Origin of the sequence: Enterobacter sp. CC120223-11 (assembly GCF_900215375.1) — a bacterium.
Lineage (GTDB): Bacteria > Pseudomonadota > Gammaproteobacteria > Enterobacterales > Enterobacteriaceae > Scandinavium.
Genome location: NZ_OBEF01000006.1, coordinates 18,625 through 35,853 on the forward strand (window position 1 = coordinate 18,625; position 17,229 = coordinate 35,853).

Below are 17,229 nucleotides of genomic sequence, written 5' to 3' on the forward strand. Positions count from 1 at the left end.
CCCTTTGGGAGAGGGCTAGGGAGAGGGTCATCGCCCGACCTGTATCACAACGTCGGGCTTCATTATTTCTGGACGGTACAATGTTTGGTAACTTAGGGCAGGCCAAAAAATACCTCGGTCAGGCGGCGAAAATGCTGATTGGCATCCCGGACTATGACAACTACGTTGAGCATATGAAAACCAACCATCCGGATAAGCCGTACATGACCTACAACGAATTTTTCCGCGAGCGCCAGGAAGCGCGCTACGGCGGAAGTGGAGAAGGCGGCGTGCGCTGCTGTTAGGAGAAAAGATGACCCCGATTGCCGTCACCCTGCTCACCGGTTTTCTCGGCGCAGGCAAAACCACCCTGCTGCGCCATATCCTCAACGAACAGCACGGCTTCAAAATCGCCGTCATTGAAAACGAATTCGGCGAAGTCTCGATCGACACCCAGCTGGTCGGCGATCGCGCCACGCAGATCAAAACCCTCACCAACGGCTGCATCTGCTGTAGCAAATCTAACGAACTGGAAGACGCGCTGCTGGATCTGCTCGACGCCCGCGATCGTGGCGATATCGAATTTGACCGGTTGATCATCGAATGCACCGGCATGGCCGATCCTGGCCCGATTATTCAGACCTTCTTCTCCCATGAGATCCTTTGCGAACGCTATCTGCTCGACGGCGTGATCGCCTTAGTTGATGCCGTACACGCCGACAAACAGATGAACCAGTTCACGCTGGCGCAGTCGCAGATCGGCTATGCGGATCGTATTCTGCTGACGAAAACAGACGTGGCAGGCGAGAGCGAAAAACTGCGTGAACGCCTGACGCGTATCAACGCCCGCGCGCCGATCTACACCGTGACTCACGGCGATATCGACCTCGCGCAGCTGTTCAACACCAACGGCTTTATGCTGGAAGAAAACGTCACTACAAAACCACGTTTTCACTTTATGGCCGATAAGCAAAACGACGTGTCGTCCATTGTGGTGGAGCTGGATTACCCGGTGGATATCAGCGACGTTTCACGTGTGATGGAAAACCTGCTGCTGTCGTTTGCCGACAAACTGTTGCGTTACAAAGGCATGCTGTGGATTGACGGCGAGCCGAACCGCCTGCTGTTCCAGGGCGTCCAGCGCCTTTACAGCGCCGACTGGGACCGCCCGTGGGGCGAAGAACCACCGCACAGCACGATGGTGTTTATCGGCGTGCAACTGCCGGAAGAGGAGATTCGGGCAGCTTTTGCGGCGTTGAAGCGCTGACAGAGGGCGTAGTTTATTCCCTCTCCCAAAGGGAGAGGGAATCAGGCCGCACAGCCCTTACATCAACGGCTCAGGCAGCGTCACCACCCAAAGTTCGCTGTCCGACTCCGGTTTTTCCAGTGGCTTAATGCCGATGGTCGTCGCCACCACTTTGTCATCAACGGTCAGCTTGCCCTGATCGTTAACCCGATAATCCTTCATCTTTTTGCCTTCAACTGGATCTTTCAGGACGGTCTTCACGCCGAAGTCGTTATCGTTCGCCAGGGCGATCGTTTTGCTGTCGATGAGCGCCAGGCCTTCGGCTTTTTCCTGCTGCCAGCCGAGCTTACGCAGATCGACGGCTAAGGTTTTGGTCGCCAGTACGACGCCGCGCTTCGCCAGCTTATCGGCATCATCAAACTCCGGATACTCTCCCGGCTTATCGAACGCTGCCAGGTCGCTGGCCTTGCTCAGATCAACCTTGTAGACGTTATTACGCATCACGTCGTTTTTATCACCACCCTGCTCAATCAGCAGGATGTGGTCGTTATCCAGCGCCACGATATCGCCGATTTTGGCGTCGCTGTTCTTGTCGTACACGTCGTCAATTGGGTAGCCGTACATCGCCGTTTTGCCGGTCGCCGGGTCGAAGCTCACCAGACGCGTGAACAGCGCCTTTTTCTTGCTCTTGCCGTCGATATCCAGCGTGCTCTGCACTGCCGCGATAATGCGACCGTCCGGCATACGGGTCACGCCTTCAAAACCGCGGTTTGGCTGACGCCATTTGATTATATTCGGCAACCCGCCCGCGACCGATTTCTCGCCTTCCGCCGCCTGCGGGCCGTGAACGGCAATGATTTTACCGTTGCTGTCAATGTTGATCAGGAACGGGCCGTACTCATCGCACAGCCAGTAGCCGCCCTTGCCGTCGGGCGTGATGCCTTCGGTATCCAGCCCGCGATTGTCGCCGATCAGGGTTTTCAGCTGATCGCTGAACGCCACTTCATTCGTCGAGCCAATCACCCCACTCTGCAACGGCAGCCCGTTGATATTGCCTTTGTCGTCATGTAACGGACGCGCGTTTGTCGCCTGCGCCTTGCCATTTTCTACGCGGATATTCATCAGCATCGGCGCAAACTCCGGCGCGACAAAAATTTTGCCCTCCTGCTTACCGACTTTCGGCGAATCCGCATTCGGGCCGCGATCCGTCACCGTCGCAAACGTCAGCGCATCGCCCTGCTTGCCGGTAAACAGCAGGCCAGAGCCAATGCCGACTGGCAGCCCGTTCGGGAATGCAGAAGCAAATGCTCCGCTGTATTTCACGTGCGAGCCTTCCGGGAAGCTCACCACGTAGCGTTCGGCAGTCGGTTCAGCGGCCAGGGCGTTCAGAGAAAATGCGGACAACAAAGCCAGAGGAATCAGTTTGAGTTTCATGTCGTTAGCACCTTTTTTTGAGTGTGAACAACGTAAGAAGGTTGAATGACAGGGAGATGACGGGGGTGTGACGGTTTGGGGATTCTAACCTGCAAGCGTTTTACGCCTGCCTGGCGCGATATTTGCCATCCCTAGGTACTGAAGATAACCGCCCCCGGCACTGCTGGCGAACATTCGGGGCTATAGTCTAACCAGACCCCTTTAACCGACAGGACGTTAGCATGGACCAGACGGCACTCACGGCGGAACAGTCCTCGACGCCTAAGCCTACCAACTCTTTATGGCTCGCAGGCAGCGCGCTCGGCGTGGTGTTCGGCGATATCGGCACCAGCCCGCTGTATACCCTGAAAACGGTCATCCTGCTTTCCGGCCACAGCCCGACGCCCGCCACCATTCTCGGCCTGCTGTCGCTGATTATCTGGACGCTGATCCTCGTCACCTCCATCAAATACGCCATTGTTGCGATGCGCTTCGACAACCGCGGCGAAGGCGGGATCATGGCGCTGATGTCGCTGTTGCAGCACAACGGTAAAGGGCGTGGGCTTATCATTTTTGCGGGGCTGCTGGGTGCGGCACTGATCTACGGTGACGGGGCGATTACCCCGGCTATTTCGGTGCTCTCGGCGCTGGAAGGGCTGAAAATCGTCTTTCCTGAAGGGCAGCATCTGATCCTGCCGGGCACAGTGGCCATTTTGGTGGCATTGTTTGCCATTCAGCCGTTTGGTACTGCCAAAATTGGCATCGTTTTTGGCCCCATCATGACGCTATGGTTTGTGGTGATTGCCGGGCTTGGCATCTGGGGCATCGCTCAGCATCCGGCGGTGCTGATGGCGATAAACCCTTATTACGGCGTGCATTTTTTACTGTCGAACGGGTTGGTGAGCTTCCTGGTGCTCGGCGGCGTGTTTTTATGCGTAACCGGAGCCGAGGCGCTGTACGCCGACATGGGGCATTTCGGTAAGAAACCGGTCTGGATGGCGTGGTTCGGCCTGGTGTTCCCGAGCCTGCTGCTGAACTACGCCGGGCAGTCGGCGCTGCTGCTTTCCGGGGCGGATATCACCCACAATATTTTCTTTCGCCTCTGCCCGCCTGCGCTGCAAATTCCGCTGGTCATCCTGGCCACCCTCGCCACCATTATTGCCAGCCAGGCGATTATTACCGGCGCATTTTCCATGACCCGCCAGACCATCCAACTGGGCTGGTTGCCTCGCCTGCTGGTGAGGCAAACGGCGGAGGACAACTACGGGCAGATTTACATCGGCATCGTCAACTGGCTGCTGATGATAGCCACGGTATTTCTCGCCGTGTTTTTCAAATCCTCCGACAACCTCGCCGCCGCATATGGCATCGCCGTGTCGCTGACCATGCTGATGACCTCCGGCCTGCTGTACGTGGCGATGCGCCGCATCTGGCACTGGAACCGCACCGCCAGCGGGCTGGTCGCGCTGCTGTTCCTGACGATCGATGCCTGTTTCCTCATAGCCAACCTCATCAAAGTGCTGGAAGGCGGCTACATCCCATTGCTGCTGGCGGCGGTGATTTGTACGGTGATGATAATCTGGCATCGCGGGCATGCCGCTACCCTGCGATCGCTCAACGACATCGGCATGGACGTTGAGACCTTTTTCGACAAGCTGGAAGCGAACAAAATCCCTCGCGGCCCTGGCTCGGCGGTGTTTTTAACCCGCTCGCAGGGCGGTATTCCACCAGTGATGCGCTGGCACGTGATGCGCAATCGGGCGCTTCAGGAGAATATCCTGGCGCTGACAGTCACCATTCTGAACGTGCCGCATATCGCCAACGTAAACCGGCTGGTGATTCGCCGCGCCGCGCCCAACTACTGGCGGGCGGTGGCCTATTACGGCTTTATGGAGCGCCCGAATATTCCGGCGTTGCAGCAGGAAATCACTAAACGAAACTGCCCTTTTGAGCTTACCGATGCCACTTACTATCTCGGCCACGAAACCATTGTCGGGCGCGAAGATGGTGAAGGCATCGCCAAATGGCAGCGCCGCTGCTTTGCATTTATGGCGCGCAACTGCACGCACGCGACGCACTATTACCATTTGCCGGGCGATCAGGTCGTGGAGATCAGCCGCCGCGTGGCTATCTGACGCAGAGGCTTTGCACTCTTCTGCCGTCCCGCTCTATGCTTAGGGTATGGAAAAATTAGCTGAACTCAAACGCGCCAAGCTGCTGGCGCTCTCGCTGCTGCTGATTGCGGCCGCCATTTTTATCACCACGCTATTTCTGCCGCCAGCGCCGTGGGTCAGCGCCCTGAAGGCGATTTCGGAAGCGGCGATGGTGGGTGCCCTGGCAGACTGGTTCGCGGTAGTGGCGCTTTTTCGCCGCGTGCCACTGCCGTTCATTTCACGCCATACGGCGATTATTCCGCGCAATAAGGACCGAATCGGCGACAATCTCGGCCACTTTGTGCAGGAAAAATTTCTCGATACCCAGTCGCTGGTCAACCTGATCCACAAACACGAACCCGCGCTGATGATAGGCAACTGGTTCAGCGAGCCCGAAAACGCCCGGCGGGTGGGGCAGCACTTAATTCAGGTGATGAGCGGCATCCTGGAGCTAACCGACGATTCGCGCATTCAGAACTTACTCAAACGCGCCGTGCACAAAGCGATCGATAAAGTGGATTTAACCGGCACCAGCGCCCTGATGCTGGAAAGCATGACCCGAAATAATCGCCATCAGAAGCTGCTGGATGCGCTGATTGCGCAGCTGATTGCCCTGCTTCAGCGCGAGAGCAGCCGCGAATTCATTGCCCGGCAAATCATTCACTGGCTGGAAAAAGAGCACCCGCTGAAGGCCAAAGTGCTGCCAACCGAGTGGCTCGGTGAGCACAGCGCGGAGATGGTTACGGAGGCGGTGAACACGCTGCTCGATGACGTCAGCCAGGACAGCGCGCATCAGGTGCGCCATGCCTTTGACCGCGCAGTAAACAAGCTGGTTGAAAATCTCAAAACCGATCCGGAAATGGCGGAGAAAGCGGACAACATCAAGCGCTATCTCAAAAATGATGAAGCCTTTAACCGCTATCTCAGTGAAATGTGGGGCGATCTGCGCCAGTGGCTGAAAGACGATATGGCCGCCGATAATTCGCGCGTACAACAGCGAATTTCGGAAGCCGGACTGTGGTTCGGCGAAACGCTGGTTGCGGATAACGCCCTGAGGGCCTCTCTAAACGGCCATCTCGAGCAGGCCGCCCGTCGCGTAGCGCCCGATTTCGCCACCTTCCTGACCCGCCATATCAGCGATACGGTCAAAAGCTGGGATGCACGCGATATGTCGCGGCAAATTGAGCTGAACATCGGCAAGGACCTGCAGTTTATCCGCATCAACGGAACGCTGGTCGGCGGCACCATCGGCCTGATTTTATGGCTGCTTTCACAGCTGCCTGCGGTTGTTATGCCGTTAGTTCATTGAACTAACAAGGTGACGGGGTGAAGCACCCCGTCGGTTACTTTACTGCTGAGCCCGTAGTAACACGCCTTTCAGCTGCAGCTCAAGATGCTGAGCCTCGAAGCGATCAATCCTGAGATTTTTTGCCTCAAAACTCACGCGTCCAAACAGAAGAAATGCGGTTACAACGACGATAATGAGCACATCACGGGGTGATAATTTCATTATCCTGCCTCCTTGCGGAGCCATGCCCTACCACAGCTCATCCGGGCCTTCACCGTGGGCGCAATCAAGTTGTGGAGTTTGATTGCCAGAACAGGCGCGGTTGACAGGCTTTCATACCCGGCGGGAGCTACCCCGCTGAAAGGCCATGGGCAAGTATGCTCTCACCCGCCATGCGCATTCAGGGAACGCATGGCGGGTAAAAAGCACACGTACTCACCGGCTGTTCTGGTTCTCATTCCACATTGCTATTGTGCACTGCAACCCTGCAAAAAGAAGGTCTATTTCAGGAAGGAGCTTCACATTTGAAGATGAAAGTCAGTTGCAACGAACGTTCAAAGCGTTAAACTCTTTTGCGTGGAGTTTGATTGCCAGAACACATGCACATCCAGACTTAAACCGGGATGTACAGGCCGCTAACCTGTTAGCATGACAAAAAAGCCGCTCGTTGAAGCGGCTTTTTTGTACCTGTCATCTGGATGATTCACGCATTCGGGTTGTTGACCACAAACCGCGTCGCCTCGAAGCAATTAAGGATCTTGTGCATCAGGAACACCATCGTCAGCGTGGCCAGCAGCGCGACCGTCACGGAAACGACGCGATAGAGATCGCTGAACACCAGATCCTGTTCCGGGTGCAGGTTCTGCCCGAACATGATGCCGATGGTCGTGATGCTCGCAAACCCGACGCCCGCCCCCACTTTTTCCATCACGTGCAAACGCGCACTGAATGCCAGCCCCAGGCCAATTAACGGCATCATCAACAGCATATGGCTGCTGTGATCGTAGAGGATCATCTGCACCACAAGAATATACAGACAGGCCAGAACGACCCCCACCACGCGCCAGAGAGAACTGAGCACCGCGCCGCGGTAATGCATCGGGAAAAGGATCAGGATCCCCGCCATCAGCGCCGACAGTGAATCGCTCAGATCGCAGACCTGAAAGATCACAAAGATGGCCGTTGCTACGGTGCCGGAAAGCAAAGATTCATGCCGCACGCGGGCAGTATTTTTCTCGATACGCGGCGGCGGCAAACGAGGCTCCACGTCAGGCAACAGAAAATGCATCAGCGCACTTAGCGCCACGGCCATCACGCTCGCCTCGATATTCGAGAACATCAGCGTGTGCCAATTGCTGGTTGGGTAGCTCATAAAATTGAGCATCACGCTCTGGCACACTACGCCCATCGAACCGAACAGGAACAGCGGCCCCTGGCTCATAAAGCGAAAACGCATCACGTAGAGGGCAAACACCACCAGCGTCATGATAACCGGCCACTGCGACAGATAGCCGATAATCAGCACCATTTCGATGCAGTTCAGCACTGCGCTGAACACAAACTGCTTTGCAACATGACGGTTAAACACCGGCACCAGCGACAGCAGCATGACCGGGTAGACCACAAAGAACACGCCGTACTGCACGTTGTAGAAGGTCGAAATACTGAGCGCCAGCATCCCGGCAAAGACGATTCGCAGCGTCTGACGAAAGTCATTGGCGCTGTAGACGATGTTATCGTGCGGCGTAAAAACCCGCGCCAGGGTGTTAATAGACATAATGCAGCCAGCTGACGAGGCGAATTTGCAGCCCGGAGAAGAATCGCGCCAGAGGGCCTTCGCTGTTATAGAGCTGAACGGTGGCTCGGGCGCCCGTCGGCAGCGCTTTATCGAGCGGCTCTTTCAGCATGACGTGAATACGCATCCGCTGCGCGTCACGCACCCAACGATTGGATTCTTCCGGCTGCGAAAGCTGGCCGTTGACCGCCAGCTGCCCGGCGAGGATCCCGGCATCGCTGCTGGTCACGCTGGCGCGGAAAACCTTGCCCGGCAGCGCATCAAACACCACGGCGGCATCGGTGCCCACCTTCGTGTGACGCAGGCTTTTTTCGCGGAAGTCTGCCACGATGTCGGTGTTGTCGTTCACCAGAGCCAGCAGCGCCGTGCCTGCACTGGTGTACAGCCCGGGGCTTAATTGCAGGTTGCTCACCGTGCCATCTGCTTCGGCGCGGATCTTCGTCCAGCCAAGCTCCAGCTGCGCTTCCTCCAGGGCATTGCGGTATTTTTGCAGCGTCACGTTGCGAGCGTCGTTGTGCTCGCCACGCTGAATCCGCAGATTGTCTATGCTCGCATTGAGCGAACTCACCGACTGCTCACTGTTCTGCCAGGCAGTGCGTACGTTGTCCAGATCCTGCTGCGACACGTTCTGCATTGTTGCCAGCCGCTGGTAGCGGCCAAAGGTCGCCTGATTATTGCGGGCGGTGATTTGCGCGGTCTTGAGGTTGGCAAGCTGAGCGCTTATCTGCGCATCCAGCTGCTGGTTGCTGAGCTTCGCTTGTTCAAGCGCTATCTGCGCCGCTTCCAGTTTGTTGATAAACGGCGTGGCATCCAGCTCGTAGAGCAAATCGCCTTTTTTCACCTGGCTGTTGTTATGGACGTAGACGTGCGAAACGTATCCGGAAACGCGCGCAGAAATGGGCGTGACAACGCGCATCACCGTGGAGTCCGGCGTCAGTGGGATCCAGATATCGGCGACGATAAAGTAGACAAACATCAGCAGGAAAGAGGCAATACTCACCCTTACCCAGCGGGCAAATTTTTGTTCGGGGCTCATCATTTTTCAGGTCTTATTGATTTCGTCGCGGATGGTCCGCATGTTGCAGGCGAGTTGGTTCAGCGTGTTACTGAAGGTTTCCATGACTTCGGCGGGAATCGTTTCGGTGACGCGTTGCTGGCAGGTTTCAATGACGTTCGTCAGCCGCTCAAGGACTTCACGGCCTTTCGGGGTCAGCGTCAGCAGGCGGCAGCGCTTGTCGTACGGCGACACCGCACGCAGCAGGTACCCCTGCTCTTCAAGCTGTACCAGAGTGCGCATCAGCGGCGGCAGTTCGATGCCCTGCACCTCCGCCAGTTCACTCACGGACACGTTGTCGCCGAGTTCTTTAAGCTGCATCAGCGTAGTCCAGCTGGACTGCGTCAGGCCGGTGTCGGTAATCGCGTGGTCGATAATCGCGCGCCACTGGCGCACCACCATCGCCATACGCATCCCCATTGGGCGGCGGGCAAACAATTCATCTTCAGTCATTACGATCCCCTCAGTAACCGAAGATCAGATTAATACTTACCCTGATAAGTATCAAGAAACGTAAAGATGAAAGAGCATGGAATGTGAAAAGGAAATGCCCGGTGGCGCTGCGCTTACCGGGCCTACAAACCCACGCCGAATGGGCAGGTAAGGCGCCGCCGCCACGAGGCCAGCAAGACCTTTGCTTACGTAGGCCTGGTAAGGCACAGCTGCCACCGGGCAATCACCACTGGGTATAAAAGGTTAGCAATAGTCATCACGTCGTAACCCGACATCTTTAAGTTGCTCATCGCTGAGTCTGTCGAGCACCTGCCGCGTCCGCCATGCACGCCAGGTTTGCCGCATCCAACGCCCAACCAATACAAAAATATGGAAAGGGGCTTTCGCCCGGTTTTCATAAAATTCCATCCTGCACCTCCTCACGCTGTCGATGACCTATCATCGCCGGGTGCAGGCTTTACAATACAGATTCAAATTCTACTTTTATTTAACATACAGATTCGCTAAAACGGAATCTGCATGGTGATTACTGCGTCCATCTGTATGGGTTCAGGCATCTGTATGGTGAAAAAGGGGGATACAGAAGTGACTCGCTACCAACATCTGGCGAATCTGCTCGCCGAAAGAATTGAGCAAGGTCTCTATCGGCAGGGGGAAAAGCTGCCTTCGGTGCGCGCACTGAGCCAGGAGCACGGCGTCAGCATCAGCACCGTGCAGCAGGCCTATCAGACGCTGGAGACACAGCAGCTTATCACCCCACAGCCCCGTTCCGGCTACTTTATCGCCCCGCGCAAAGCTCAGCCTCCGGTGCCCGCCATGACGCGCCCGGTTCAGCGTCCGGTGGATATCACCCAGTGGGATCAGGTGCTGGATTTAATGAGCGCCCGCGGCGATAAATCCATTACCGCCTTCGGCGGCGGCTCGCCGGACGTCACTCAGCCAAGCCTGAAGCCGCTGTGGCGCGAAATGACCCGCGCCGTGCAGCACAGCAGCACCGATATTTTTAGCTATGACACATTGCCGGGCCGCCGCGAGCTGCGTGAACAGATAGCGCGCCTGATGCTCGACGCCCAGACGGTGGTCACTTCTGAAGATATCGTCATCACCAACGGCTGCCACGCGGCGCTGTCGATCGCGCTGCTGGCGGTATGCGTGCCGGGGGATATCGTCGCGGTGGAATCGCCCTGCTATTACGGCACCATGCAGCTGCTGCGCGGGTTTGGGATCAAAACGATTGAGATCCCAACCGATCCGCAAACCGGGATCAGCATCGAAGCGCTGGAGCTGGCCCTTGAGCAGTGGCCGATCAAGGGCGTGATCCTCGTGCCCAACTGCAATAACCCGCTCGGCTTTATCATGCCCGATGCCCGCAAACGGCAAGTTCTGGCCCTCGCGCAGCGTTACGACATTGCGATTTTTGAGGATGATATTTACGGCGAGCTGGCGAACGACTATCCACGCCCTCGCACGATCCAGTCCTGGGACATTGATGGCCGCGTATTACTCTGTAGTTCCTTCACCAAAACGGTCGCACCCGGGTTGCGCGTCGGCTGGATTGTGCCGGGCCGCTATTACGACAGAGTCCTGCATATGAAATACGCCACCAGCGCGACCAACGTCCCGGTCACTCAGCTGGCCGTCGCGGCGTTTATTCGTGAAGGGCACTATCATCGCCACGTTCGAAGGATGCGGCAGATTTATCACAGCAACATGGAAACTTATACCTGCTGGATCCGCCAATATTTCCCCTGCGATATTTGCGTCACGCGCCCACAAGGCGGCTACATGCTGTGGGTCGAGCTGCCGGAGATCGTCGATATGGTCTGCGTCGCGAAGCAGCTTTGTGAACTGAAGATACAGGTCGCGCCGGGTTCGCTGTTCTCCGCCTCAGGCAAGTACCGAAACTGCCTGCGCATCAACTGCGCGCTGCCGACAACTGAAACGCACCGCTGCGTGATGGAGAAGCTCGGCGCCGCCATTTATAAAGCGATGGAGTGAGCGGCTCCGTTAGTCAAAAAATACCATTCCGGCATACGGCTTTTCACGGCACGCTGTCAGGCGCTGTGCAAGGCCGCCGACGTGCAGTTCCAGCCTGTGCCCGTCCGGGTCGAGAAAATAAAACGACTCCCCTTCGCTCTTGTTCTCTTTCCACACCACCGCGCCCAGCGTTTCCAGCTGCTTCACGACTTTCGGGAAGTCCTCAGCGGTGAGAGAAAAAGCATAATGGGTGTAGTCCCGCTTTTCCGTCACCTCATCGTCCAGCGACAGGCATAACCACAATTCACCACAGCTGAGGTAGGCACCTTTATCCCAGCGTGCTCGTAGCCGCATGCCGGGAAGCTGTTGATAAAAAGCGAGACTTCGGGCGATATCCGCTACCGCGAGCGTCAGATGATTCAATCCAGTCAGCATAGTGTTTATCCCTCAGCACGATTCAGAGGGTCAGAATAGCAGACCCGCAACGGGCCTGCCGGAGACAAACTGACGCGAAATTCCTTACCCGGCGAGGGCTTCTGCCATTTCATCCATCAGCGCCAGCTCTTCCTGGCTCAGCAATCTTTCGATATTCACCAGCACGATCATCCGGCTATCCAGCACGCCAAGGCCCAGCAGATAGTGGCTGGATAACACCGACGCAACGTCAGGCGTCGGTTTGATCTGCCCGGCATCCATCGACAGCACGTCCGCTACACCGTCAACCACAATGCCCACCACGCGGTCGTTAAGGTTCAGGACGATCACTACCGTGCTGTCGTCATCTTCCGTAACCGGTAGCTGGAAGCGCACGCGCAGATCGACGATCGGGACGATCACCCCACGCAGGTTAGTGACGCCGGAGATAAAATCAGGCGAGTTAGGGATCCTAGTCACGCGATCGCAGCCGCGAATCTCCTGGACTTTCAGGATTTCAATGCCGTACTCCTCCGCGCCAAGGCGGAAAACCAGATACTCCTGGGCAAGGGTATCGGAAGCCGGGGATTTGTTCAGGGCTGGCATCATGCTCTTTTTCCTTCCACGCCGGACATCAACCGGTCGCTGTTGCTATGTCGATGAGTGAGCGTCATCATCTCCACCACGTCGAGGATCAGCGCCACGCTGCCGTCCCCGAGGATTGTGGCGGCGGAAACGCCCGGTACTTTTCGGTAATTTTGCTCAAGATTCTTTACCACCACCTGCTGCTGGCCGATCAGCTGGTCGACCCACAGCGCATAGCGGCAGCCTGCGCTTTGCACAATCACCACAATGCCTTCTTCTGCGGTGCTCTCTGCGGCAATGGAGAAACGCTCACGAAGGTTAATCAGCGGCAAATACTCGCCACGCACCTGCAGCAGACGCTGTTCACCAACGAAACGGCAGAGCATTTCTTCTTTCGGTCGCAGTGATTCCATCACCGCACTCAGCGGCAGGACGTAAATCTCCTCTCCAGTCTTCACCAGCATGCCGTCAAGGATAGCCAGCGTCAGCGGCAGAATAATGCGCACGGTCGTGCCTTCATCAGGCTTAGAAAGCACATCTACATGCCCGCCCATTGCCAGAATGTTGCGTCGGACAACGTCCATGCCGACCCCGCGCCCGGAAACATCCGTCACGCTTTCCGCCGTCGAGAATCCGGCGGCAAAGATCAGCATCCAGACTTCGTCATCGCTGAGCGTATCGCTGACGCTCATGCCCTGCGAGCGAGCTTTGGCGAGGATCTTCTCCCGGTTAAGCCCTGCGCCATCGTCGCTCACTTCGATGACGATGTTGCCGCCGTGATGTTCAGCGGAGAGCGTCAAATTGCCGACCGGCGATTTCCCCTTCGCCACGCGGGCGTCTTTCGCTTCAATCCCGTGATCGAGGCTGTTACGCACCAGATGAGTCAGGGGATCGATAATTTGCTCAATCAGGCTCTTGTCGAGCTCCGCCGACCCGCCGTTCAGCGTCAATTCGATCTCTTTATTCAGCCTGCTGCCCAGATCGTGAACCAGTCGCGGGAAGCGACTGAACACGTAATCCATTGGCATCATGCGGATGGACATCACCGACTCCTGAAGCTCGCGTGTGTTGCGCTCCATCTGGGCCACGCAGTTGAGCAGCAGGTCATGGTCTGCGGGCTCCAGCGTCTGCGTCAGCTGGGAAAGCATCGCCTGGGTGATGATGAGCTCGCCCACCTGATTAATAATTTGATCGACCTTGCTGACCGCAACGCGGATGCTGCCGGACTCCTGAGCGGCCGCTTTTACCGGTGCAGCAGGTTTAGCTTCTGCCGCAGGTTTGACTTCCATACCCGGTAAGGTTTTTGCCGGAGTGGCAGCAGGTGCAGGAGCAGATTCAACGGGGGCAATCACAATCTGCGAGGCATCGAGCACAAAACAGAGCACGGCCACGATGTCATCCATCATGGCCGTCGTCAGAAGATCCACCGTCAGGCTGCTGTCCGTAGCCTGCTCGTGGACGACAGTGCCCATGTGAACCAGCTCGTCCAGCAGCATCTTCTGTTCACCGGCATCGACGTCACTGAGCATGACCCGCAGCGTGAGTTCAGCCTCGCTCGCCACCTCAGTGGCTGGCTGTACGACGACCTCTGGCAGAGGCGCTGTCGCCCCGGCGGATTTCGTTTGCAGGGCAATATCTCGCAGAGCTTCACAGATATAGCGGAAGCTCGCCTCGTCAGGATCCTGCGAAGCCTGATAGGCTTCCAGTTGCGCTTGCATAATATCTTTGCTTTCCAGAAAAAGGTTAATCATCGCCCGATCCAGCTTCAGCTCACCGCCGCGTGCGTCATCCAGCAGGTTTTCAAGCAGATGAGTGGTTTCCTGTAACGCGCTGAAGCCGAACGTGCCCGCGCCGCCCTTCAGAGAGTGAGCCGCGCGGAAAATGGCGTTCAGCTGTTCGCTGTCCGGTACGGTGAGATCGAGCTGCAGCAGCTGCTGCTCCATCTCCTGCAACAGTTCTGCCGCTTCGATAAAGAAGATTTGAGAGAAATCATTGAGATCCATCGGTATACCCCGAGACAGACACTGCGGAAGTCTGCCCCTGCTGAGAGAGCGTGTTCTCTTCCAGAATTTCCTGCTCTTTGGCATTGCTGAGCACGAGGATACTGATCCGACGGTTGCGCGGGCTGTCCGCAGGGGTATCGGCCAGCGTCATTCGGCTGCCGGTGCCAATCACGCGCAGGAAACGTTCGTCGTCCAAACCCGCACGCACCAGCACTCGTCGAGCGGCATTTGCACGCCCGCTTGACAGCTCCCAGTTACTGTAGCCCCCTTCTCCGCCCGCAAAAGGTAGCGAATCCGTGTGGCCCGTCAGGCTCAGCTTGTTAGGCAGCTCCTGAAGCAGCGGCACCAGCGCCTGGAGGATCCCGTTCATATAAGATTCCGGCAGTTCGCTGCCGACTTTAAACATCGGCCGATCCTGGGTATCGGTAATCTGGATAAGCAGGCCATCGTTGGTGAGAGTCAGGAGCAGGTTAGATTTAAAGTTGTTGAGACGAGGATCGGTCTCAATCATCGTCTGTAGTTTCTCTTTTGCCTGCTTCAGGCTCTGTATCAGACGCTGGCGATTGCTGCTGTCGGCCTGACCGCGCTTCACTTCGCCTTTCTGCATGATCAGATCTTCCCCGCCACCGGGGATCACGCTGTCGCTCAGGCTGGTCTTATTGCCGTTGGCCATCGCGGGTTTCAGCGGCATGCGGAAATAGTCGGCAATCAGCTCACGCTCCATATCCGTGGACTGCGACAGCAGCCACATCACCAGAAAGAAGGCCATCATCGCCGTCATAAAGTCGGCGTAGGCGATCTTCCAGGTGCCACCATGGTGCGCGTGTTTTTTCTTTTTGCGCTTGCGCGCAATGATCACTGGCGATCCGTTTTTCATGCTGCATCCGCGTTTCGGGTTTTCATGCTGGCGGAGGATTTCACTTCACGGACGTGATCTTCCAGCTCCTCAAACGAAGGGCGCTCGCTGGTAAAGATGGTTTTACGACCAAACTCTACCGCGACCTGCGGCGCATAGCCGTTCAGGCTGGAAAGCAGGGTGACTTTGATGCACTGCAGAATTTTGACCTGATCGGTACTCTTCTGGCGCAGCAGGGTCGCCAGCGGCAGTACAAACCCGTAGGCAATCAGGATGCCGAGGAAGGTGCCAACCATGGCGTGAGCAATAAGCATCCCGAGCTCCGCCGCCGGGCGGTCAGCTGCGGCCAGCGCGTTCACCACGCCCATTACCGCTGCCACAATCCCAAAGGCAGGAAAGGCATCGCCAACGGTATTGAGGCTGTGAGCAGGCACTTCCAGCTCCTCTTCACAGGTCTCAATCTCTTCATCCATCAGCGCTTCAATCTCGTGGGAATTCATGCTGCCGCCAATCATCAGGCGGAAGTAGTCGAGCACGAAGTTGCTCAACATCGGATCGTTCATCAAACGCGGGTATGCGCTGAAAATGTCGCTTTCCAGCGGGGCTTCAATGTCTTTTTCCAGCGACATCAGGCCCTGAACGCGGCTTTTCGAGAGCAGTAAAAACAGCAGCGCCATCAGATCCATATACACGGCCTTGTTGTAACGCTTGCCGGCGAAGAGCTTGACCAACGCCCTCCCGGTTGCCTTCAGCGACTTGGCGTTGTTGCCGACAATAAAGGCGCCTACCCCGGCCCCACCGATGATCAACAGTTCAATTGGCTGAAACAGCGCAGCGAGCTGCCCGCCTGCCAACACAAAGCCGCCAAAAACAGTTGCTATAACAACAAGATAGCCAATGATAACTAACACAAACTCTCCTTTTATATAATACCGATGCCGCTTTCGCGGCACCGTTTACACTATCTTGTTCACCGCAACACGCTTTCGATCAGGCCAACGCCGCCGCTGCAACAGGTGCCGCAAACGGGTTGCGGAATCCGCTGGTCCGCACCTGAGATTTCTTAAAGGCGCGCGACGGTGGGCTGCAAAGGCTGCAGGTAAACGGGTTCTTGATGAATTCCGTCGTGACCACAAAACCGCCTTTACACACGTTGCAGGCCTTGCGGGAAATAATGCCGCAGTCAATAAAGCGTAATAATGTCCAGGCGCGGGTCAGTCCCAGCACCGGTTTTTCATCGGTTCGCAGACAGCACTGTTCGAGATATAAGCGGTACGTTTTCATCAGCATTTCGATGGAACGTCCCTGCTCGGTTTTCTGTAAATAGAGATAGATGTTGTAAAACATCGACGAGTGAATATTCTGCTCCCAGGACATAAACCAGTCCTCGGAAAAAGGCAGCATGCCTTTTGGCGGCGGACAGCCGCGGAGCTCTTTATACAGGCGCAATAAACGGCGACGACTGAGCGACGTTTCTGATTCCAGCACCTGCATTCTCGCGCCAAGGGAAATTAAGCCCATGGCAATATTCACTTCTTCAATTTCCTGCAGCAGGCTTTTCTCCTCACACATTCCAGGCACCTCGCTCAACTTCTACGACTTCTTCGCTCAGCGAGTTGAGTAAATTTGTCGATAAAATAATCCCGGTGTGGATCTGCTGCAAAGCTTCAATACGTGAATCTTTGGTCAAATTTTCAATCACCACTTCGTCGTCAACGCGCAAGCGACAAATAAGCTGATTGGTTGCGGCCAGCTTCATTAACTGCGGCAGCGATAATTCTTTTATATTGTCAATGGTGCCTTCGGGTAATCCCAGGCGGAAGCCCGCAGCAAACTTGTCCTGACGAATGAGCTGTTGAGCCAACAGCAGGTACGACAGATTGATATCATGGATATGTTGTAAATATTCATCGAAATTTGACACAGTGAAACACCTCAATATTCATCAGCCGTTAGTAGGCTAAGTCGTTATTACCGGACTGATGCAGAGGATCTTTTGGCATTGATATTCTT

Annotated in this window: 18 protein-coding genes; 5 read left to right on the plus strand and 13 right to left on the minus strand. The window is 56.2% G+C overall.

Annotated features, from left to right (window positions below):
- Positions 1–80 precede the first annotated feature (80 nt).
- Both CRO87_RS08670 and yjiA read left to right on the plus strand, forming a co-directional pair.
- Positions 81–284, plus strand: coding sequence for a YbdD/YjiX family protein (locus CRO87_RS08670; RefSeq protein WP_097162536.1), 204 nt, complete (start codon positions 81–83; stop codon positions 282–284).
- A gap of 8 nt (positions 285–292) precedes the next feature.
- Complete coding sequence (yjiA, locus tag CRO87_RS08675; RefSeq protein ID WP_097162537.1) at positions 293–1,246, plus strand: GTPase; 954 nt, start codon at positions 293–295, stop codon at positions 1,244–1,246.
- Between the two features lie 57 nt (positions 1,247–1,303).
- On the opposite strand, the gene CRO87_RS08680 is transcribed toward yjiA, so the two are convergent.
- Positions 1,304–2,659 (minus strand): esterase-like activity of phytase family protein, encoded by a 1,356-nt coding sequence (locus CRO87_RS08680; protein WP_097162538.1) that lies wholly within the window; start codon positions 2,657–2,659, stop codon positions 1,304–1,306.
- Between the two features lie 221 nt (positions 2,660–2,880).
- On the opposite strand from CRO87_RS08680, the gene CRO87_RS08685 reads away from it, so the two are divergent.
- On the plus strand, positions 2,881–4,773 hold the full coding sequence (locus CRO87_RS08685) for a potassium transporter Kup (protein ID WP_097162539.1): 1,893 nt from the start codon (positions 2,881–2,883) through the stop codon (positions 4,771–4,773).
- A gap of 46 nt (positions 4,774–4,819) precedes the next feature.
- Positions 4,820–6,100 carry a DUF445 domain-containing protein gene (locus tag CRO87_RS08690; protein WP_097162540.1) on the plus strand — a complete coding sequence of 427 codons (1,281 nt, stop codon included), beginning with the start codon at positions 4,820–4,822 and terminating at the stop codon, positions 6,098–6,100.
- A gap of 39 nt (positions 6,101–6,139) precedes the next feature.
- Here CRO87_RS08690 and CRO87_RS22705 read toward each other — a convergent pair whose 3' ends face one another.
- The 5 genes from CRO87_RS22705 to CRO87_RS08710 all read right to left on the minus strand — a co-directional run bounded on the left by CRO87_RS22705 (position 6,140) and on the right by CRO87_RS08710 (position 9,789).
- A complete protein-coding gene (locus CRO87_RS22705) occupies positions 6,140–6,301 on the minus strand; it encodes a hypothetical protein (protein ID WP_176504284.1) in 162 nt (53 codons plus the stop codon).
- A gap of 481 nt (positions 6,302–6,782) precedes the next feature.
- Positions 6,783–7,856: a DUF2955 domain-containing protein gene (locus CRO87_RS08695; protein WP_097162541.1), complete on the minus strand. Its 1,074-nt coding sequence runs from the start codon at positions 7,854–7,856 to the stop codon at positions 6,783–6,785.
- Positions 7,846–8,913, minus strand: a complete 1,068-nt coding sequence (locus CRO87_RS08700) for an HlyD family secretion protein (RefSeq protein WP_097162542.1) — start codon at positions 8,911–8,913, stop codon at positions 7,846–7,848. The genes CRO87_RS08695 and CRO87_RS08700 overlap by 11 nt, the downstream gene beginning before the upstream one ends.
- Positions 8,914–8,916: 3 nt before the next feature.
- Complete coding sequence (locus CRO87_RS08705) at positions 8,917–9,381, minus strand: MarR family transcriptional regulator (protein ID WP_097162543.1); 465 nt, start codon at positions 9,379–9,381, stop codon at positions 8,917–8,919.
- A gap of 243 nt (positions 9,382–9,624) precedes the next feature.
- The gene (locus CRO87_RS08710; RefSeq protein WP_097162544.1) at positions 9,625–9,789 is read right to left on the minus strand and encodes a DUF1127 domain-containing protein; all 165 of its coding nucleotides are present in this window, start codon (positions 9,787–9,789) and stop codon (positions 9,625–9,627) included.
- 177 nt (positions 9,790–9,966) lie between these two features.
- On the opposite strand from CRO87_RS08710, the gene CRO87_RS08715 reads away from it, so the two are divergent.
- A complete protein-coding gene (locus tag CRO87_RS08715) occupies positions 9,967–11,379 on the plus strand; it encodes a PLP-dependent aminotransferase family protein (RefSeq protein WP_097162743.1) in 1,413 nt (470 codons plus the stop codon).
- 9 nt (positions 11,380–11,388) lie between these two features.
- Here CRO87_RS08715 and fos read toward each other — a convergent pair whose 3' ends face one another.
- From fos to flhD, 7 genes are all read right to left on the minus strand, one after another.
- Complete coding sequence (gene fos, locus CRO87_RS08720) at positions 11,389–11,793, minus strand: fosfomycin resistance glutathione transferase (protein ID WP_097162545.1); 405 nt, start codon at positions 11,791–11,793, stop codon at positions 11,389–11,391.
- An 84-nt stretch (positions 11,794–11,877) separates the two neighbouring features.
- Complete coding sequence (locus tag CRO87_RS08725) at positions 11,878–12,381, minus strand: chemotaxis protein CheW (protein WP_097162546.1); 504 nt, start codon at positions 12,379–12,381, stop codon at positions 11,878–11,880.
- On the minus strand, positions 12,378–14,360 hold the full coding sequence (gene cheA, locus CRO87_RS08730) for a chemotaxis protein CheA (protein ID WP_097162547.1): 1,983 nt from the start codon (positions 14,358–14,360) through the stop codon (positions 12,378–12,380). Before cheA ends, CRO87_RS08725 begins: the two co-directional genes overlap by 4 nt.
- The gene (motB, locus tag CRO87_RS08735) at positions 14,347–15,237 is read right to left on the minus strand and encodes a flagellar motor protein MotB (RefSeq protein ID WP_097162548.1); all 891 of its coding nucleotides are present in this window, start codon (positions 15,235–15,237) and stop codon (positions 14,347–14,349) included. The genes cheA and motB overlap by 14 nt, the downstream gene beginning before the upstream one ends.
- On the minus strand, positions 15,234–16,127 hold the full coding sequence (motA, locus tag CRO87_RS08740; protein ID WP_097162549.1) for a flagellar motor stator protein MotA: 894 nt from the start codon (positions 16,125–16,127) through the stop codon (positions 15,234–15,236). The genes motB and motA overlap by 4 nt, the downstream gene beginning before the upstream one ends.
- Positions 16,128–16,206: 79 nt before the next feature.
- Complete coding sequence (flhC, locus tag CRO87_RS08745; protein ID WP_097162550.1) at positions 16,207–16,788, minus strand: flagellar transcriptional regulator FlhC; 582 nt, start codon at positions 16,786–16,788, stop codon at positions 16,207–16,209.
- Positions 16,781–17,140: a flagellar transcriptional regulator FlhD gene (gene flhD / locus CRO87_RS08750; RefSeq protein WP_097162551.1), complete on the minus strand. Its 360-nt coding sequence runs from the start codon at positions 17,138–17,140 to the stop codon at positions 16,781–16,783. Before flhD ends, flhC begins: the two co-directional genes overlap by 8 nt.
- Between the last annotated feature and the right edge of the window lie 89 nt (positions 17,141–17,229).

Coding starts and splice junctions, on each gene's coding strand:
- CRO87_RS08690 (WP_097162540.1), top strand. CDS start 4,820: ATGGAAAAATTAGCTGAACTCAAACGCGCCAAGCTGCTGGCGCTCTCG.
- yjiA (WP_097162537.1), top strand. CDS start 293: ATGACCCCGATTGCCGTCACCCTGCTCACCGGTTTTCTCGGCGCAGGC.
- CRO87_RS08695 (WP_097162541.1), bottom strand. CDS start 7,856: ATGTCTATTAACACCCTGGCGCGGGTTTTTACGCCGCACGATAACATC.
- motB (WP_097162548.1), bottom strand. CDS start 15,237: ATGAAAAACGGATCGCCAGTGATCATTGCGCGCAAGCGCAAAAAGAAA.
- CRO87_RS08680 (WP_097162538.1), bottom strand. CDS start 2,659: ATGAAACTCAAACTGATTCCTCTGGCTTTGTTGTCCGCATTTTCTCTG.
- CRO87_RS08705 (WP_097162543.1), bottom strand. CDS start 9,381: ATGACTGAAGATGAATTGTTTGCCCGCCGCCCAATGGGGATGCGTATG.
- CRO87_RS08710 (WP_097162544.1), bottom strand. CDS start 9,789: ATGGAATTTTATGAAAACCGGGCGAAAGCCCCTTTCCATATTTTTGTA.
- CRO87_RS08670 (WP_097162536.1), top strand. CDS start 81: ATGTTTGGTAACTTAGGGCAGGCCAAAAAATACCTCGGTCAGGCGGCG.
- flhC (WP_097162550.1), bottom strand. CDS start 16,788: ATGTGTGAGGAGAAAAGCCTGCTGCAGGAAATTGAAGAAGTGAATATT.
- CRO87_RS08700 (WP_097162542.1), bottom strand. CDS start 8,913: ATGATGAGCCCCGAACAAAAATTTGCCCGCTGGGTAAGGGTGAGTATT.
- fos (WP_097162545.1), bottom strand. CDS start 11,793: ATGCTGACTGGATTGAATCATCTGACGCTCGCGGTAGCGGATATCGCC.
- CRO87_RS08725 (WP_097162546.1), bottom strand. CDS start 12,381: ATGATGCCAGCCCTGAACAAATCCCCGGCTTCCGATACCCTTGCCCAG.
- CRO87_RS22705 (WP_176504284.1), bottom strand. CDS start 6,301: ATGAAATTATCACCCCGTGATGTGCTCATTATCGTCGTTGTAACCGCA.
- CRO87_RS08685 (WP_097162539.1), top strand. CDS start 2,881: ATGGACCAGACGGCACTCACGGCGGAACAGTCCTCGACGCCTAAGCCT.
- cheA (WP_097162547.1), bottom strand. CDS start 14,360: ATGGATCTCAATGATTTCTCTCAAATCTTCTTTATCGAAGCGGCAGAA.